Annotated in this window: 14 protein-coding genes; 4 read left to right on the forward strand and 10 right to left on the reverse strand. The window is 71.5% G+C overall.

Annotated elements, in window-relative coordinates:
- Positions 1-34 precede the first annotated feature (34 nt).
- The gene (locus LCH29_RS16155; RefSeq protein ID WP_446462429.1) at positions 35-751 is read right to left on the reverse strand and encodes a DUF6250 domain-containing protein; all 717 of its coding nucleotides are present in this window, start codon (positions 749-751) and stop codon (positions 35-37) included.
- Positions 752-887: 136 nt separating this feature from the next.
- The gene (locus tag LCH29_RS16160) at positions 888-2,204 is read right to left on the reverse strand and encodes an LCP family protein (protein WP_446462430.1); all 1,317 of its coding nucleotides are present in this window, start codon (positions 2,202-2,204) and stop codon (positions 888-890) included.
- Between the two features lie 107 nt (positions 2,205-2,311).
- Here LCH29_RS16160 and LCH29_RS16165 point away from each other — a divergent pair, with 107 nt between their 5' ends.
- Positions 2,312-2,863, forward strand: a complete 552-nt coding sequence (locus LCH29_RS16165; protein WP_446462431.1) for an acyl-CoA thioesterase — start codon at positions 2,312-2,314, stop codon at positions 2,861-2,863.
- Positions 2,864-2,942: 79 nt separating this feature from the next.
- Here LCH29_RS16165 and LCH29_RS16170 read toward each other — a convergent pair whose 3' ends face one another.
- From LCH29_RS16170 to LCH29_RS16180, 3 genes are all read right to left on the reverse strand, one after another.
- Complete coding sequence (locus LCH29_RS16170) at positions 2,943-4,082, reverse strand: methyltransferase domain-containing protein (protein ID WP_446462432.1); 1,140 nt, start codon at positions 4,080-4,082, stop codon at positions 2,943-2,945.
- Positions 4,079-4,420: an SPASM domain-containing protein gene (locus LCH29_RS16175; RefSeq protein WP_446462433.1), complete on the reverse strand. Its 342-nt coding sequence runs from the start codon at positions 4,418-4,420 to the stop codon at positions 4,079-4,081. The genes LCH29_RS16170 and LCH29_RS16175 overlap by 4 nt, the downstream gene beginning before the upstream one ends.
- Positions 4,421-4,685: 265 nt before the next feature.
- Complete coding sequence (locus LCH29_RS16180) at positions 4,686-6,122, reverse strand: LCP family protein (RefSeq protein ID WP_446462434.1); 1,437 nt, start codon at positions 6,120-6,122, stop codon at positions 4,686-4,688.
- Between the two features lie 211 nt (positions 6,123-6,333).
- Between LCH29_RS16180 and LCH29_RS16185 the strand changes: the two genes are divergently transcribed.
- Positions 6,334-7,353, forward strand: a complete 1,020-nt coding sequence (locus tag LCH29_RS16185; protein ID WP_446462435.1) for a glycosyltransferase family 2 protein — start codon at positions 6,334-6,336, stop codon at positions 7,351-7,353.
- 58 nt (positions 7,354-7,411) lie between these two features.
- Here the strand turns inward: LCH29_RS16185 and LCH29_RS16190 are convergent, their stop codons facing one another.
- The 4 genes from LCH29_RS16190 to LCH29_RS16205 all read right to left on the reverse strand — a co-directional run bounded on the left by LCH29_RS16190 (position 7,412) and on the right by LCH29_RS16205 (position 13,129).
- Positions 7,412-9,040: an LCP family protein gene (locus tag LCH29_RS16190; RefSeq protein ID WP_446462436.1), complete on the reverse strand. Its 1,629-nt coding sequence runs from the start codon at positions 9,038-9,040 to the stop codon at positions 7,412-7,414.
- Positions 9,041-9,109: 69 nt separating this feature from the next.
- Entirely contained in the window at positions 9,110-10,798 is a 1,689-nt protein-coding gene (locus LCH29_RS16195; RefSeq protein ID WP_446462437.1) for an LCP family protein, read from the reverse strand.
- Between the two features lie 230 nt (positions 10,799-11,028).
- Entirely contained in the window at positions 11,029-12,153 is a 1,125-nt protein-coding gene (locus LCH29_RS16200; protein WP_446462438.1) for an LCP family protein, read from the reverse strand.
- 232 nt (positions 12,154-12,385) lie between these two features.
- A complete protein-coding gene (locus LCH29_RS16205) occupies positions 12,386-13,129 on the reverse strand; it encodes a TIGR03089 family protein (protein ID WP_446462439.1) in 744 nt (247 codons plus the stop codon).
- 117 nt (positions 13,130-13,246) lie between these two features.
- On the opposite strand from LCH29_RS16205, the gene LCH29_RS16210 reads away from it, so the two are divergent.
- Positions 13,247-14,722 carry a peptidoglycan recognition protein family protein gene (locus LCH29_RS16210; protein WP_446462440.1) on the forward strand — a complete coding sequence of 492 codons (1,476 nt, stop codon included), beginning with the start codon at positions 13,247-13,249 and terminating at the stop codon, positions 14,720-14,722.
- A 72-nt stretch (positions 14,723-14,794) separates the two neighbouring features.
- A complete protein-coding gene (locus LCH29_RS16215) occupies positions 14,795-15,895 on the forward strand; it encodes a sugar phosphate nucleotidyltransferase (RefSeq protein ID WP_446462441.1) in 1,101 nt (366 codons plus the stop codon).
- A 10-nt stretch (positions 15,896-15,905) separates the two neighbouring features.
- Here the strand turns inward: LCH29_RS16215 and LCH29_RS16220 are convergent, their stop codons facing one another.
- The gene (locus LCH29_RS16220) at positions 15,906-16,814 is read right to left on the reverse strand and encodes a DNA-3-methyladenine glycosylase family protein (RefSeq protein WP_446462442.1); all 909 of its coding nucleotides are present in this window, start codon (positions 16,812-16,814) and stop codon (positions 15,906-15,908) included.
- Between the last annotated feature and the right edge of the window lie 182 nt (positions 16,815-16,996).

Genomic DNA, 16,996 nt, shown 5'->3' on the forward strand with positions numbered 1-16,996 from the left:
GCGGCGCGCTCCCGCCCTCCGTCGTGTCCGCTGGTCAGTGGCGCGGCCGCCAGACCGAGAAGTCCGCAAGCCGGAAGTGGCTTGCCACGGTGCGGAAGCCGAACCAGCCGCTGGTGTACGGCTCCGGGTCCCGGTAGTCGCAGAGCAGCTCGCCGTTGCTCCGGTACTGGACGGTCCGCCCGGCGGACACCAGCCGCACCCGGTACGGGGCGTTCGGGGTGAGCAGCGGTTCGGTGAGGTCGAAGAGCAGCGGGCGGTTGCCCGCCTCGCCGACGTAGCGGCGCATGCGGGTGGTGGTGTTGAGGTTGGCGCCGTAGCCGACGTAGTAGGTCTTCAGCACGTCGTAGTCGGCGAAGGTGCCGCTGCGCGCCGTGGCGAAGAGGTCGCCGGGGGAGCGGACGTCGCGGGCGTTCCAGAAGGCGTTGAGGTCGGTCACATGGTCGTTGGGTCCGCCCGCCGCGACCGGGGTGGCCGTGTACTCGATCACGTACGGGCCGGTCAGCTCGCGGGTGAACCAGACCGTGGCGCCGCCCGGTACGTCGACGTCGAGTACCCCGTGCCGGGCCCGCACCGTCCCGCCGCTCTCCAGCTCGGCGGTCCACTGGCGGGTGCCGTGGCGGAAGTCGTCGTGGGCGATCCGGGTCCAGCCCCGATGGCGGCCCGTGGCGAGGGCCGCCGGGGCCGCGGCGGTCGCGGCGGCCGTCGCGGCGGCGAGGGTGATCAGGCGTCTGCGGGAACGGTGGTACGTCATCGTGGTGCGGTTCCTTCCGGGGGTGGTTGAACCGTTTCAATGCGTAGCGCGGGACGAACCTAACAGAGGACCGCCGCCGGGCGCTCGGCCCGGCGGCGGTCGTCTTTGCGTCTTTGCGTCTCTGCGTCGGCCTCGGTCAGTTGCTGGAGACCGTGACCTTCTCGTCGTTCTTCAGCTCGTTCACCAGCTGCTTGACCTTGGGCATGTCCCACTGGATCGCGCTGCCCTTGGGCGTGGACAGGCCCGGGTTGGAGACGGGCATGTTCATCTGCTTGCCGTCACCGCCGGAGACGCTCTTCATCGCGAAGAACATGTCCTTCAGGTCCCACAGGCTCATGTCCTTGTCGACGATCAGGCTGTCGAGACCGGCGCCCATCATCGGGTAGAGCTTGAAGGGGTTCATGACCGTGCCCGGCGAGGCCGCCTTGTTGGCCAGCGCGGACAGGAACTTCTGCTGGTTCTTGGTGCGGTCCAGGTCGCCGCCCGCGAGGCCGTAGCGCTGCCGGACGAAGCCGAGCGCCTGCTGACCATCGAGGGTCTGCTTGCCCTTCTTGAGGTCGTTGCCGGACTTCTTGTCCTTCATGTCCTGCGGGATGTCGATCTCGACCCCGCCGACCCCGTCGACGATCTTGGCGAAGCCGTCGAAGCCGATCTCCGCGTAGTGGTCGATCTTCAGGCCGGTGTTGTACTCGATGGTCCGCGCGAGCAACTGCGGGCCCTCCGAGGAGTACGACGCGTTCAGCTTGTTCTGGCTCGCGGGGATCCGGTTGCCGGACGACGAGCCGGTGAAGGCCGGAATGGTGACCCAGGAGTCACGCGGGAGGCTGACCATGGTGTTCCCGTTCTCACCGACGTGGAGCAGGATCATGGAGTCGGTCCGGCGGCCCTCGGCGGAGCCGGTGTGCAGCTTCTTCTTGTCCTCCGCGGACATGCCCTCGCGGCTGTCGGAACCGACGATCAGGTAGTTGGTGCCCTTGCCGCCGGTCGGCCGGTCCTCGACCTTGCTGAGGTCGACCTCGCGCTTGAGCTTGCCGTCGGCCCAGAAGTACGTACCGATACCGACCGCGAGCAGCAGCACGACCAGGGTGACCAGGCCGACGGTTATCCGGCGCTTCCAGTTCACGGGTCCTCCCGCCCGGCCCCCACGGCCGCGACGCCCACCACCACCGCCGCCGGGACCGCCGGGGCCACGGCCGCCGCCGTAGACCTGGCCGGTGTTGTACCCGTCGCCGCCATGGCCGCCGTAGTCGTCATAGCCGGGCGAGGGCCGCGGCACGTTCCCCCGCGGCGAGAGCTCCGGCGGCAGCGGCGGCTCGGCGGGCTGCTGCCCGCCGCCCGGTGCCGCCCGCCGTACCTGCGGCATGGAGCGGGCCCCCTCCGGCTGGGGGCTGCCGCTGCCGCGTCCGTACCGGTCGTTGCGGTCACCGGTCCAACCCTGGGGCCATTCGCTCATGCATGGCAGTGTGCCTGGTCGGACCCGCTGTCATACAGGGCGGGTGCCGGATCGGGGCATGGCTGTTGCAGAGCTGATAAGAAGCTGGTCCGCATATGGTGGACGGCATGACCAAACAGGCCCAGGGCTTGGATACGGATCTTCCCGGCAAGCCCACGTCCGCCTCCCGCACCACGCTGTCGCACATCATGACCGGCATTGACACCAACCTCCTCGGCACGGTCCACGGCGGCGTGATCATGAAGCTCGTGGACGACGCCGCCGGAGCGGTCGCCGGACGGCACTCCGAGGGCCCCGCGGTCACCGCCTCGATGGACGAGATGGCCTTCCTGGAGCCGGTACGCGTCGGCGATCTCGTCCATGTGAAGGCCCAGGTCAACTGGACCGGACGGTCCTCCATGGAGGTCGGGGTGCGGGTCCTGGCCGAGCGCTGGAACGAATCCACCCCCGCCACCCAGGTCGGCAGCGCCTATCTGGTCTTCGCCGCGGTCGACGCCGACGGCAAGCCCCGCCCCGTACCCCCGGTCATCCCGGAGACCGAGCGCGACAAGCGGCGCTACCAGGAGGCCGAGATCCGCCGCACCCACCGCCTGGCCCGCCGCCGCGCCATCAAGGAGCTCCGCGCCCGCCGCGCCGCGGAGGGCCCCGAGGAGCCGTAAGCCGCGGTCGGCGCCGGGACGAGTCATACGCGGATGTCCCCGCCGGGGAGATCCCGGCGGGGACGTTGCCCGGTCGTGCTCAGGTCAGCTCGGCAGACCACTTCCCGCGGCCGAGGAAGGTGCGGCCGTCGGGCGTGATGTCCACCCGGGCTCCGCGTACGGGCAGCTCGCCGTTGCTCAGCCAGTAGTCGCGAACGTTGTCGAGGGCGTCCCACAGTCGGCGGGGCCCGCCCTGGTGCACGGTGGGCCGCTCGTTCCCGGTCGCCGTCGCCCGGGCCCACGATCCGTCGGCATGCGCCATGAGTGCGATGCGCCGCTCGCCGTCCTCCCGGTACTCGTGCTCGATGCCGGGCGTCTCGACGTCGAGCATGGACGCGAGGTCCCACGCGTTCGCTACGTCGACGACGGGATACGGACCGCGACTGACGTCGTCCCCCTCCAGCTCTGCGGCCTTCGCGAGGCGAACGGCCGCCCCGGGCGGGTAGTCCTCACCGTGGCGCGCCTGCATGAACCCTGCCCGGCCCCATTCGACGCGCCCGGTCGCGCCTCCGTCGTCGTCCTTCTCGGCCGTGACGAGGAGAGAGGTCCCCGCGATCGTGGTCACCAGCCGACCACCGGGGCGAAGCACCCTGAGCCAGCTTGCGGGAATCGTACGTACGGACACGGTGGCGACGATCCGGTCGAAGCTCGCAGGGTCGTACGGCAGATCCCCGGTTGCGTCGACGGTGTCGAGCCCGGGGGCGACCCCGGCCTCGCTCAGCCGCTTGCGGGCGGCCTCGGTCAGGTAGCGGTCGACATCGACGCTCGTCACCCGCTCGTCGCCCAGTCGGCGAGCGGCGAGGGCCGCCCCGTACCCGCTCCCTGTGCCCACGTCGAGCAGTCGGTCGTCGTCATCGATGCGGGCGTGCTGGAACATGCCCACGACCAGGCTCGGCAGGGTGGCCGAGGACGTCGGCCGACCGTGCGGCCGGTCGGCCGGCGTGGCGTCGTCGGCGTGTAACGGGCCGACACGGGTTACTAGCGACGCGTCGCGGTACGCCGCGTCAAGCCAGCGATCCGGATCGGATGGGCCGTTGCGCAGCTCCCAACCGTCGGAACCGCGCTCCCACCAGCGCGGGATGAACAGATGCCGTGGCGTGGCGGCGAGGGCGGGCGCCCATCGGGAGTGCCGGTGCGTTGCGGCGTCGGCAAGAGCGGCTGCGCGAGTTGACCAGTTCACGCGTGAACTCCAAGAGAGGGAGCGGGGGCGGGCGCGAAGTGCTTCGGGAGGCAAGCTGGCGTACGAGCGGGGTCGCAGTCGTTCGAGTCGGCCGGGGTGCAGGCGCCGCCGCGCGGCTCGGGCACGGCGGCCATCATCTCGCCCCATCGGTCGCTGCACAGGATCTCGGCGAGACGCTGCTCGCGAACGTTCCCGGCGACCATGAAGCGGCTGAGGATGCAACCGGACACGGCTCCGTCAGGGGAGACGGAAACCCGGTGCCGGAAGCAGTGCCCACACAACTCGGCGGCGGTCGGCGGGCTCGTGTCCTGCTCGGACGCTCGTCCGACCCTGCGCATGCGGTCGACCTGGATTTCCTTGATCCCGAGCCGATGAGCAGGGCGAGCGTCTGTGGACGCAACGGCCTTGCCGGACCTTACCGATCTGTGTCACAGGTTGATGCGAGCCGTCGCGCGGCCGATGCTGCGCAACTGCTTGCGGGGGGAGGCCGAGGCCAGGGTGCAGGCGCGCGGCCCCCCGTCGTCGGCGATGCAAACCCGGGACTTCGGCCCCATGTCGTTGACCCGTCACACGGCTGAACAGCGCTTCGCGCACAGAGCACCACTACGGGCAGCTGACCTCGTCGCCGGTGACGGCGGCGATGCCGGGGCGGTCTCGGCGCGGGTCCTCGGTGCGCACCGGGTGCACGTCCTTGTAGTCCGCGCCGACCGTGACCTGCATCACCCCGCCCTGCCCCGGCACCGGCTTCAGCTGCGCACCGGGCAGCGCGGCGGCCAGGGTGCGCACCGAGCGGTTCCAGACCGGGTCGTACGTGATGACCGTGCGCGCCAGGTCCTTGGTGGCCGCGTCGGCGGGGGAGCCGGTGGTGGCGAAGCCGGTGGCGTGCAGCGCCCGGTCCGCGCGCCGGGCGAGCCCGGCCGTCCCGGTGCCGTTCAGGACGTGCACCCGCACCTGCCGCGGGGCCACGTCGACCACGGTGGCCCTGGGCCGCGCGTGGCGGCTGGTCAGCGGCCGGTCCTGGCGGATGGCGTCGAAGAGCCGGTCGGCCTTGGGCCGGTCCCAGTGCAGCGTGGACCCGACGCCCTTGAGCGGCTTCCCCGGCAGGATCACCGGGACCGAGGCGAACTCGGACGACGCCGGGGTGAGGCCGTTCATGGCCCGGCCGAGCGCCATCAGGTCCTCCGCGCCGAAGCCGTGGTCGGCGCGGACCGAGCCCAGCAGGGTGGTGGCGACGGCGTTGAACCGCACCGGGTTCAGCAGGATGCCGCCCGCCGTCGTCTGGTGGAGCACCGAGGCCAGGAAGCGCTGCTGGCGCTGGATCCGGCCGAGGTCGGAGGTGCCGTCGGTGTGGCGGGAGCGCACGTATTGGAGGGCCTGGCCGCCGTTCAGCACATGGCTGCCGGCCGGCAGGTCGAGGCCGGTGTGGTCGTCCTTGAGCCGCCTCGCCGTGCACACCTTCACCCCGCCGACCACGTCGACGGTCTTCATGAAGCTGGTGAAGTCGACCTCCAGATAGTGGTCGATGTGCACCCCGGTGGCGTGCTCGACCGTGCGCACGGTCAGGCTGGGCCCGCCCTCGGCGTAGGCCGCGTTGAGCCGCTGCGGATGGGCGCGGCGCGGCTTCCCGGTGCGGTCGGTGTACGCGGGGATCATGGCGTACGAGTCGCGCGGCAGGCTGACCACGGAGGCCCGGCGGCGGTCCGCCGACAGATGGACCAGGATGATCGTGTCGGTGCAGTGGCAGGGCGCCCCGCCGAGCCGGTACAGCGCCTTCTCCTGCGGGGTGATCCGGTCCCGGCCGTCGGTGCCGACCACCAGGAAGTTCAGGCCGCCGCCCGCGCTCTTCGGCCGGTTGTCCAGGCCGCCGAAGGCGTCCACCCGGTGGATGCCGGATTCCAGCTCCCGGACCAGCAGGTGCCCGATCGCGCTGACCGCCAGCACCAGGCACGCGACGAACAGGGCGATCCGCAACCCCCAGCGGCGGCGGCCGGGGCGGGACCGGGGGCGGGGCGGGCGCGTCGATCGGGCCGGTGCACTCACCGAAGGAGACCTCCGTGAACGGGCCCCGGCGGGGCGCTGGCGGGTCGGAACCGCTGTCACGGTAGGGCCATACGATGAGCGCCCCGGCGCCCCACGCCGCCGGTGGCGCCCGCTGCCACCCGGGCGGCGCGTTCCGGTGCCGCCATTCGCGGTACCGTGGGCCCGCTACTGAAGTCTCCCGGGGGCCCCGCCCCCGAAACCCCGAGGTGCCATGCCCCCGCATCAGCTCCCGGCCGTCTCCGTGATCATGCCGGTGCTCAATGAGGAACGCCATCTGCGCAATGCCGTGCGGCACATCCTGGAGCAGGAGTACGACGGTGAGATGGAGGTGGTGATCGCGGTCGGCCCGTCCGCGGACCGCACCGAAGAGATCGCCGCCCAGCTGGCCGCCGAGGACCCGCGGGTGAACACCGTGCCCAACCCCACGGGCCGCACCCCGGCCGCGCTGAACGCCGCGATCAAGGCGTCCCGCCACCCCGTGGTGGTGCGGGTCGACGGGCACGGCATGCTCTCGCCCGACTACATCGCGACCGCCGTGCGGCTGCTGGAGGAGACCGGCGCGCAGAACGTCGGCGGCATCATGCACGCCGAGGGCGAGAACGACTGGGAGCGGGCCGTGGCCGCCGCCATGACCTCGAAGATCGGCGTCGGCAACGCCGCCTTCCACACCGGCGGTGAGGCGGCCCCCGCCGACACCGTCTACCTGGGCGTCTTCCGCCGCGAGGCGCTGGAGCAGCAGGGCGGCTACAACGAGGAGTTCATCCGCGCCCAGGACTGGGAGCTGAACTTCCGGATCCGTGAGGCGGGCGGGCTGGTCTGGTTCTCGCCGGACCTGAAGGTCTCGTACCGGCCCCGGCCGAACGTGCGGGAGCTGGCGAAGCAGTACAAGAACTACGGGCGCTGGCGGCACGTCGTCGCCCGCTTCCACCAGGGCTCGATCAACGCGCGCTACCTCGCCCCGCCGGCCGCCGTGGTGGCCATCGCGGTGGGCACCGTGGTGGGCGCGGCCGTCAGCCCGTGGGGCTTCGTGATCCCGGGCGGCTATCTGGCGGCCATCGTCGCGGGCTCGCTCCCGGCCGGGAAGGGGCTCCCGGTGGGGGCCCGGGTGCGGATTCCGCTGGCGCTCGCGACCATGCACATGTCGTGGGGCTGGGGCTTTTTGACCAGCCCCCGGGCGCTCGCCAAGAAGGTCATCGCCAGCCGCCGTCCGGCGGTCATGGCACAGGGCTAGACACCGCATCAACGACGAAGGGGCCGGACCAGGTGGTCCGGCCCCTCTTGCCGTGCTCTCAGAACGTGTAGTCCGGGTTGACCGTCATGCACGCCTTCTTGTCCTCGCCGTTGAGGGCGTCGGCGCTCTCCGGCGTCTTGTCGCCGTCGGACGCCCCGGCCTTCGGGTAGGCCGTGCCCGCGCGCCAGTCGTTGCCGACCACCACGGTCACGTCCTGCACCGACTTCGAGGACTTCACCGCGCTCTTGGGCAGCCCCAGGGCCTTGGCCACGGCGAGCGCGTCGCCCTGCTCGGCCTCGCTCGGGTAGGAGACGGTGGTGTCGGCCTGCGAGATGAGCACCGTGTTCGCGGCGGCCTTGGTGTAGCCGAGCCGGACCAGCTCGTTGGTGATCACGCGGGCCCGGCCGGAGACGGGCCCGTACACCATGGAGGCGGTGCCGTTCTGCACGACGACCGGGACCTCGCCCTTGGGCGCGGTGGGCGCCGGGGTCCTGTCGGGCTTCTTCTTGTCCTTGCCGTCCAGCGCCGTGTCGTTGCGCAGCAGCGAGAAGGTCTGCTCGGCGTCGCCGGGCTTGGGCTCCACGAACTGCTCGTCCGCGCTGTACTGCCAGGGCATGGTGACCATGGTGGTGCGCTCGGTCGGCACCCGCTTCAGGTCGTTGCCCAGGTTGTAGAGCTTCTTGACGTCCCCGAGGCCGTGGTCGACGGTCAGCGCGTCGGTGGCCGCCTCCGCCAGGCCCATCAGCTTGCCCGGGTCGCTGAGCTTGGTGCCCTTCTTCAGCTGGCGGATCATCGAGCTCATGTACATGTGCTGGGCCTTGGCCCGGCCGATGTCGGTGTTGTCCTCGAAGCCGTAGCGGGTCCGCAGCCACTGGAGGGCCTGGACGCCCTTCACGGAGTGGGTGCCCTTGGTCAGCCGCAGCCCCGAGCCATGGCCCTTGCTGTCGTGCGAGTAGACGTTGGCCTTCACGCACACCGGAACGCCGCCGACGGCGTCCGCCATGGAGACCACCCCGCTGAAGTCGATCATCATGAAGTGGTCGATGTATATGCCGGTGAGTTCCTTCCAGGTGGCCACCGTGCAGCCCGGACCGCCGTGCTGGAGCGACTGGTTGATCGCCGCCTCGGTCTTCGGATAGACGCGCCCGTCGTCCGGGTCGGTGCACCGGGGGATGGTCACCCGGGTGTCGCGCGGAATGCTGACCACCGACATGTTGCTGCGGTCGGCCGACACGTGCACCAGCATCTGCACATCGGCCAGCGGCTTGCGGTCGGCGTCCTGCTTGGCGCCGCCGAGGTCCACGTTCTCCTTGGTGTTACGGCTGTCCGAGCCGATCAGCAGGATGTTCAGCGGCGTCTGGCCCGCCGCGTTCGGCTCGGGCTTGCCCAGCTTGCTGTCGCCCAGGTCGAGGGCTTCCTTCTTCAGGTTGCCGTTCAGGTGGTTGTAGTAGATGTAGCCACCGGCTGCCGCGCCCAGCACCAGTACGGCGAGCGCCAGCGCACTCCACCGCACCACCCGTAACCCCCGGCCGCCACGCCGGGCCGCCGTGCGTCGGCCGCCACCGCGGCGCCCCGCGTCATCCGACGCGGGGCCTTCCGCTCCGGGCGGGCCGTCATCCTCACCGGTGCTGCGGGGTTCGGGCACGGCTTGTCGCCGACCCTCCCCCCGCACACTGCTCTGCCGCATCGGGCCCCTCCCCGTACTTCCGTGCTCGTCCGGACCGATGGGCGAGGGTGCTCCGACGGCCGGGAGTGGTCACTTGGCGCAGACGTTCTTGTCGTCGGCCTCGACCTTCTGAATGTTCTTCGGTGCCTGGGCCGGAGCGGAGATGGGAGTGCCCGCGCCCTTGAAGTCCGCGCCGAGCGTCAGCGTCATCTCCGCCCTGGGGGCGGCGTCCTTCGTACCTTCCTTCATCGCGGACGCGGGCAAGCCCATGCTGTCGGCCAGCCGGCGAGCCTGGTCCGCCTGGTTGGGAGCGTACTCCAGAGTGGTCTTCTCCAGATCTGCCGGAGCGTTTCCGCCATTGCTGGTGAGCGGCATCCCCTCGGTGTTCTGCATCCAGTCGAGGGTCTCCTGGGCGGCCCCCGTCTGCCCGCTGCCGTTCAGCACCGTGGCCCGGACCTCCGCGGCATCGGCCTTCGGCCCCTTGAGCCGGGCCGCCTGCTTGTCCTTGGCCGCCTTCTCCTTCTTCTTCACCTCGGTCAGCGACACATCCTGCTGGACCATCTCGAACAGCGGCTCGGCCTTGGTCTGGTCGAGCAGCACCGTCGCGCCGTCGGTGTTGTCGACGACCGGAACCGTCGTGAAGGTCATGTTCTTCAGGTCGACCTTGCCGAGTGCCTTTCCCAGCTCGACCAGCTTGTCGACGGTGCCGATGCCGGTGTCCACGGTGAGCGCCTTGGTGGCGGTGTTGGCCAGGCCCCACATCTTGCTCGGGCTGCTGAGCGTCCCGTTCCCCTTCATCTTGCGCATCATGGAGCTGAGGAACTGCTGCTGGAGTTTGATCCGGTCCAGGTCGCCGCCGAAGCCCACGGAGTGCCGGGTCCGGACGAACGCCAGCGCCTGCTCGCCCTTGATGTTGTGCTTGCCCGCCTTCAGGTTCAGATGGGACTTGGGGTCGTTGATGTCCTTGGCGAGACAGACGTCGACCCCGCCGACCGCCGTGGACATCGACTTGACGGCGTTGAAGTCCGCCATCATGAAGTGGGTGATGTCCAGCCCGGTGATCTTCTCGGCCGTCTTCATGGTGCAGCCGGGGTCGCGCCCCTCCTGCCCGAGGCTGGTGTTGAAGCGCGCTTCCCGCTGGCCCCGGATGAACTTCTTCTTCCCGTCCTCCTGCTTGCTCTCGCAGTCCGGGATGTCGGTGATCATGTCGCGCGGAATGGACAGGACCGTCGCGTTGGTCCGGTCCCCGGATACATGCATGACAAGCGTGGTGTCGGCGTGGCCGACGCTCCCCGCGTCACCGTAGCCCTCGTTCCCCTTGCCATCGCGCCGGTCGGTGCCGATCAGCAGGATGTTCATGGGGCCGTCGCTGACCGCGGGGTTGTTCTCGCCGATGTCGACCTTGCTGATGTTCCCGTTGAGGTGCTGGTAGACGAAGTACGCCGCGGCGGAGCCGCCCACCAGCACGAAGGCCAGGGTGCCACTGCCCCAGAACAGCGCCTTCTTCGTCTTCGACTTCTTCGGCTTCGGCTTGCGCCTGCTCGCGGGAGTCGCCGCCTTCTCCGGCTCCCGCTTGCCCGCCGCCCGCCTGCGCCCTCGCGCCTCGGGTTCGGGGGCGCGGCGACGGCCCGTGGTTCTGGGGGCCGCGTGGGGCTCGGCGGCCGCGGCCGTCTCCCCCGCAGGGTTCAGCCGAAGCTCGTAGTTGCCGGTGTTCGGGTCGAACACCCACTGATCGGCGGGGTCGATGTCACCGTCCCGCCCATGGCCTTGCGCGTCCACGGTCGCCTGTGTCCTCCGTCGGTGCCACGCGGGCGCCTCCCCCTCAAGGCGCTCGGTCCGTCTTCATATACAGTGCGCGGTCACATCTCGGAGCGCACCGGATCGCTCACACTATCCGCCCGGATCCGCGTCAAGCGACGCCGGTGACAAATTCCACTTCCCTACAACTGGGCAATCTGCCCAATCCTTTCGAGATTCTTCACGAGTCCTGGCCCCGCCTTTACCGGCTTTTAGCCGCAGACGTCGCGAGCCGCCGTGGTCCCTTGGTACGGAGCGCGGTTCACGCCCTTGGGATCCTCGCCGTCGGTGGCCGTGACGGCGTGAGTCCGCACCGACACCGGCCGGTCCAGGCGGAGTTGCCGGAACAGCCGGTCGGCATCGGGCTGGACGAGTTCATCACGGTTCTTGTTGTACGTATACGGCTGTCGCGGAATCGTAAGGAAACGGATCTTTTCCCGTGGGATGTCCCGCACGCCGCGCACCAGGGCGTACAGGTCCTTGAGGGTGTCCAGACCCGGATCCGTGGTCAGCGCGGAGGTCGCCGCGCTGAGCACCGGATACAGCTTCGCCGGATTGAGCAGCACACCATTGCTCTGCACTTTCTTCACAAGGGAGCTGAGGAACTCCTGCTGCCGGGCGATGCGCTCGGTGTCGCTGCCGTTACCGATGGAGTAGCGGGCGCGGACATAGCCGAGCGCCTTCTCCCCGTGCAGGGTCTGATGCCCCGAGGGCAGTTGCAGATGCGCGTCGTCGTCGTCGACCGGCTCGGTCAGGCACACCTCCACGCCGCCGACCGCGTTCACCAGTTTCTTGAAGCCGCTGAAGTCCACGATGACGTGGTGGTCCACTCGGATCCCGGTGAGCTTTTCGACGGTGCGGATCGTGCAGGCCGCGCCGCCGAACTCGAAAGCCCAGTTGAACTGGGCGAACCGGGCCGCCAGCCGGCCGCCGTCCTTCGGCCGGTCGCAACCCGGGACGTCCACCATCAGGTCGCGCGGGATGGAGACGGCGGTGGCGCTCTTCCCCCCGGCCTGGAGGTGCAGCAGGATCGTGGTGTCCGAGCGCTGGGTGCCGGTGTCCCGGCCGTATTTGCCGTTCTCCTTGCCGCCCCGGTTGTCGGAGCCGATCACCAGGATGTTCTGCGCGTCGCGCACCACCGGCACCGGCCGCTCGGCCTCGTACTTCCGCAGCTCGTCCGCGGTCCGGGTGTCGGTGCGGATGTTGCGGTCGAGGCGCTCGTAGAACCACCACCCCGTCGCGGCGACCGACAGCACCAGCAGGGTCGCGCCCAGCGCGACCACGCGCAGCCAGCGGCGCCCTGGTCTCGGCGCCGGCTCTTGGCCGTCAGTCGTCACGTCCGCGTCCTCCCACCCCGCCTCTCGCCCGGCTGCGGACGGGAGCGGTCTCGCGTGCTGGGCCGATCATTGGGACAGACATACGAACCCCGCACATGGTTGTACGTATCCGTCGATCATCGCGCGGGGTGCACGCCGGGGCGCGCGGGCTCGGCCCGGCAGTCCGCCGGACGGGGGTCGGGCGGACTGCCGGGCCGTGGGCTTCCTCGGGGGCGTCCTGGGCGAAGGGCCCCTACACCGTGACGCGCTCGCTCTCCCGGCGCTCCGCGAGCCCCTTCTCGTCCAACTGGTCCAGATGGCGGCACAGCACCACCGAGCCGCCCGCAGCCAGCGGCGCGTACAGCCCGTACGACAGCCCCTCCCAGCCGTCGTACGGCAGCCCCGACAGCACCCGGGAGCCCGCGGCCAGCCCGTGCGCGGCCGCGTCCGCGCGCGCCCGCTCCACCAGCTCCGCGCCGGTCAGCTCGAGCCCGCCGACGGCCAGCGCGGGCGCGTCCGGGTCCACCGGGGCGTACGGCGCGAAGCGGTCGCCCTGGCTGGGCACCTCCACCGCGTAGTCGGCGAACCCCTGCGGCGGCTGCGGGAACCGGCCGCCCAGGGGGCGCAGGGCGAGCGCCACCCGCTCCCCGGAGCACGCGCGCGCCTCCTCCAGGGTGTCCGGCCCGCTCACCACCACATCCGCCGCGGCCGGATCGCCGCCGACGTCCGCGACGACCCCGACCGACGAGCAGGCCAGCAGCCACACCGCGGTCTGCCAGTGGGCGGGCAGCAGCAGCGCGACCCGGTCGCCGGGGGCCGCGGCCAGGTCGTCCTGGAGCAGGTTGGCGGTCTTCGCCACCCAATTGGCGAACGTGGCCACGGAGAGTTCGACGCGCTCGCCCGTCGCGTCGTCGTAGAAGGTCACGAGGGGGCGCGCGGGATCCGCGGCGAGCGCGGATCGCAGCAGGTCGGCGGGGGTGCGATCGGTGGCGTTCATCCGCGCAAGGGTACGCGCCCGACACGCCCCGCCGAGGGGTCGGCCGACTGTTCCGGTCGGCCGCTCACCGCGCGTCCGAATAGACACTTGTGTCACGATATGCACAGGATTTTCATCATGCGTGGATTCCTTGCGTCCTCGGTCGGCGTCGTATGCACCGCCGCCCTCACCCTCCCGTCCGCCCTGGGTACCGCACATGCCCGGGCCGACCGCGCCAACCTCATGGGCGGCACCCAGTCGCTGCCCCTGCTCCCGCTCGGCCTCCCGCTCGACCGGGGCATGGCCGCGCCCGGCGGCGACCGGGCGCCCGCCGCCCGCGACCGGGGGCTCCCTGCCCGCGACGTGCCCCCCTTCTCCCTCGTCGGCGTCGTCTGGAACGACGCCTCCGACGACCTCCCCGGCCGCGTCCAGGTGCGCACCCGCGCCGCCCGCACCGGGGTGTGGTCCGCCTGGCGCGACCTCCGGGCGTACCACGACGACGCCCCCGACCCCGCCCTCAGCGCCTCCGACGGCGGCGCGGGCCATCCGCGCGGCGGGACCGCCCCGCTGTGGGTCGGTGACTCCGACGGCGTCCAGGCCCGCGTCCGCGCCGCCCGGCCCGCCGGCGCCGCACCGGCCGCCCTCCCCGCCGGGCTGCGCCTCGAACTCGTCAACCCCGGAGCCGCCCCCGCGCCGCCCCCGGCCCACCCCGACCCCCCTCACCCGGACCCGCACTCCGTTCACCCGGGCCCGCACCCCGCTCACGCGGACCCGCACTTCACTCATCCCGGCCCGCAGCGCACTCACCCGGGCCCGCGCCCCACGCACCCGGGATCGCGCCCCGGCGCGATCCCGCACCCCACCGCCATCCCGCATGCCACCGGCGGTCCGCGCCCCACCGGCGGTGTCACCACCCCCACCGCGCGGCCCGCCACCCCGACCCCGCGCCCGCGTCCGTCCACGACCGCCCAACTCCCCACCGGCCAGGCCGGAACGAGCGCCGCCCGCCACACCGCGCCCCGGCCGCGCATCATCACCCGCGCCGGATGGGGCGCCAACGAGAAGATCCGCGAGAGTGGTTACGCCTACAGCAAGTCCGTCAAAGTCGCCTTCGTCCACCACACCGTGACGGGCAACAGCTACACCTGCGCCCAAGTTCCCTCCGTTTTGCGCAGTATCTACCGCTACCACGTCCAGAGCATGGGCTGGCGCGACTACGGCTACAACTTCACCATCGACAAGTGCGGAAACATCTACGAAGGCCGCGCAGGGGGCGTGGCCAAAGCCGTACTCGGGGCGCACACCCTCGGCTTCAACCAGAACAGCATGGGCGTCGCTGTTCTCGGTACGTACACCGCCAAGAAGCCCTCCGCCAAGGCCGTCAGAGCCCTCGCCAAGCTCACCGCGTGGAAACTCGGCCTCTTCGACCGGAATCCACGCGGCACCACCCATCTGGTGTCCGGCGGCGGCAACAACTACAAAAAGGGCGTCAGGGTGAAGCTGCGCGTCATCTCCGGACACCGTGACGGTTTCGCCACCGAGTGCCCCGGACAGCGCCTGTACCGCAAGCTCAGCTCCGTACGCAGCACAGCCGCCCGGCTCCAGGGGCGCTGACGAGGCGCGGTCCGGGCTTCTGCATACACTGGCCGCCGACCACGGGGAGCCAGAGCAGGAAGCAGAGACTACGTGACCAACGCGCCAGCAACGCCAGAAGCGATCCTCCTGGTCGGCGGCAAGGGAACGCGGCTGCGCCCGATGACGGTGCACACTCCCAAGCCGATGGTCCCGGCGGCCGGCGTTCCCTTCCTGACCCACCAACTCGCCCGCGCCCGCGCCGCCGGGGTCGAGCACATCGTGCTCGCCACCTCCTACCTGGCCGAGGTCTTCGAACCGTACTTCGGCGACGGCTCCTCCCTCGGACTGCACCTGGAGTACGTGACGGAGGAGGAGCCGCTCGGCACCGGCGGCGCCATCCGCAACGTCGCCTCCCGGCTGCGCTCGGGCCCCGACGAGCCGGTGCTCATCTTCAACGGCGACATCCTCACCGGCCTCGACATCCGCGCCCTCGTCGACACCCACTGCCGGTCCGGCGCCGACGTCTCCCTCCACCTCACCCGGGTCACCGACCCCCGCGCGTACGGGCTCGTGCCCACCGACGAGCAGGGCCGGGTCACCGCCTTCCTGGAGAAGCCGCAGACCCCCGAGGAGATCGTCACCGACCAGATCAACGCGGGCGCGTACGTCTTCAACCGCTCCGTGATCGACGCCATACCGGCCGACCGGCCCGTCTCCGTCGAACGCGAGACCTTCCCCGGGCTCCTCGCCGCGGGCGCCCACCTCCAGGGCATGGTCGACTCCACGTACTGGCTCGACCTCGGCACCCCGCAGGCCTTCGTCCGCGGCTCCGCCGACCTCGTCCTCGGCCGCGCCCCCTCCCCGGCCGTCCCGGGCCGCTGCGGCGACCGCCTCGTCCTGGACACCGCCACCGTCGCGGGCGACGCCAAGCTCACCGGCGGCACGGTCATCGGGCCGCAGGCCCGGGTGGGCGCGGGCGCGCGCATCGACGGCAGCACGGTGCTGGAGGGCGCCGTCGTCGAGGAGGGCGCCGAGGTCCGCGACTCACTGATCGGCGCGGGCGCCCGGGTCGGCGCCCGTACGGTGCTGCACGGGGCCGTGGTCGGCGACGGCGCGCTGGTGGGCCCGGACAACGAACTGCGCGACGGGGTGCGGGTGTGGTGCGGGGTGGACATCCCGCCGGGCGCGGTGCGGTTCTCCTCCGACCAGTAGCGGGTTCCGGCTACATCGCCCTGAAGTCCCGTACCGCGAAGCGCGGTGCGCGGCGGGGCATCGCCGCCCGGCCCGACAGCAGGATCAGCCGGGCCGCCCGGTGCCGCTGCCCGGCGTAGGGCGCGAGGAGTTCCAGCATCGCCGCGTCGTCCGTGCCGCGTTCACCGGTGAGCGCGTAGCCGACCATGCGCGGCAGATGCAGATCCCCGACCGTGATCGCGTCCGGGGTGCCGTTGCTGCGCTGGAGGGTCTCCGCCGCCGTCCAGGGGCCGATGCCCGGGACGAGCTGGAGACGCTGTGACGCGGCGTCGAGATCCATGGCAGCGGCCTCCTCCAGCCGCCGGGCGACCCGCACGGCTCGCAGGATCGTCGCCGACCGCTTGCCGTCCACGCCCGCCCGGTGCCACTCCCACGACGGAATCAGCGCCCAGGTCCGCGGATCGGGCATGACCCGCAGGCGCTCCATCGGCCCCGGCGCGGGCTCTCCGTGCCGCTGGAGCAGCAACCGCCAGGCCCGGTAGGCCTCGTCGCTGGTGACCTTCTGCTCCAGGATCGAGGGGATCAGCGACTCCAGCACCAGCCCGGTCCGGATCAGCCGCAGCCCGGGGTTCCGGCGGTGCGCCTCGTGGACGAGCCGGTGGCGCGGGGTGAACGCGGACGGATCGTCCTCGTCGCCGAGGAGCGCGGGCAGATGGTCCAGCAGCCACTCGGCCCCCGGCCCCCAGGCCTGGGCCTCGACCCCCTTGCCGTCCCGCGCGATCCGAACGGTCCCGGGCCCGGCCGGGGTCCGGCTGGCCCGCCAGAACGCCCCCTCCGCGTCGACGCGAAACGCCGGATCCCCCGGCCCCCGCTGGAGCACACCGAGGTTCCGCGCGAGGTCGTACGCGCAGGAAGGCACCCACACACGACGTCCCACCACGCCGCCACCCTACGCCGCGTGCCCGGTCGGGTTTCGCTGCCGGGCGCGGCCCGGTGGCGGGTTGTGCCCACCCGTCCCTCCCCGCGGAACGATTGCCCACAACCGGGTGGGTCGGGCGGAGGTCGCTGGTCACCGGCGGGAGGGGGCGGGGTCGTTCCCACCCCCGCCCGGCGCCCGCCCCG

The organism is Streptomyces sp. BRA346 (assembly GCF_052851135.1).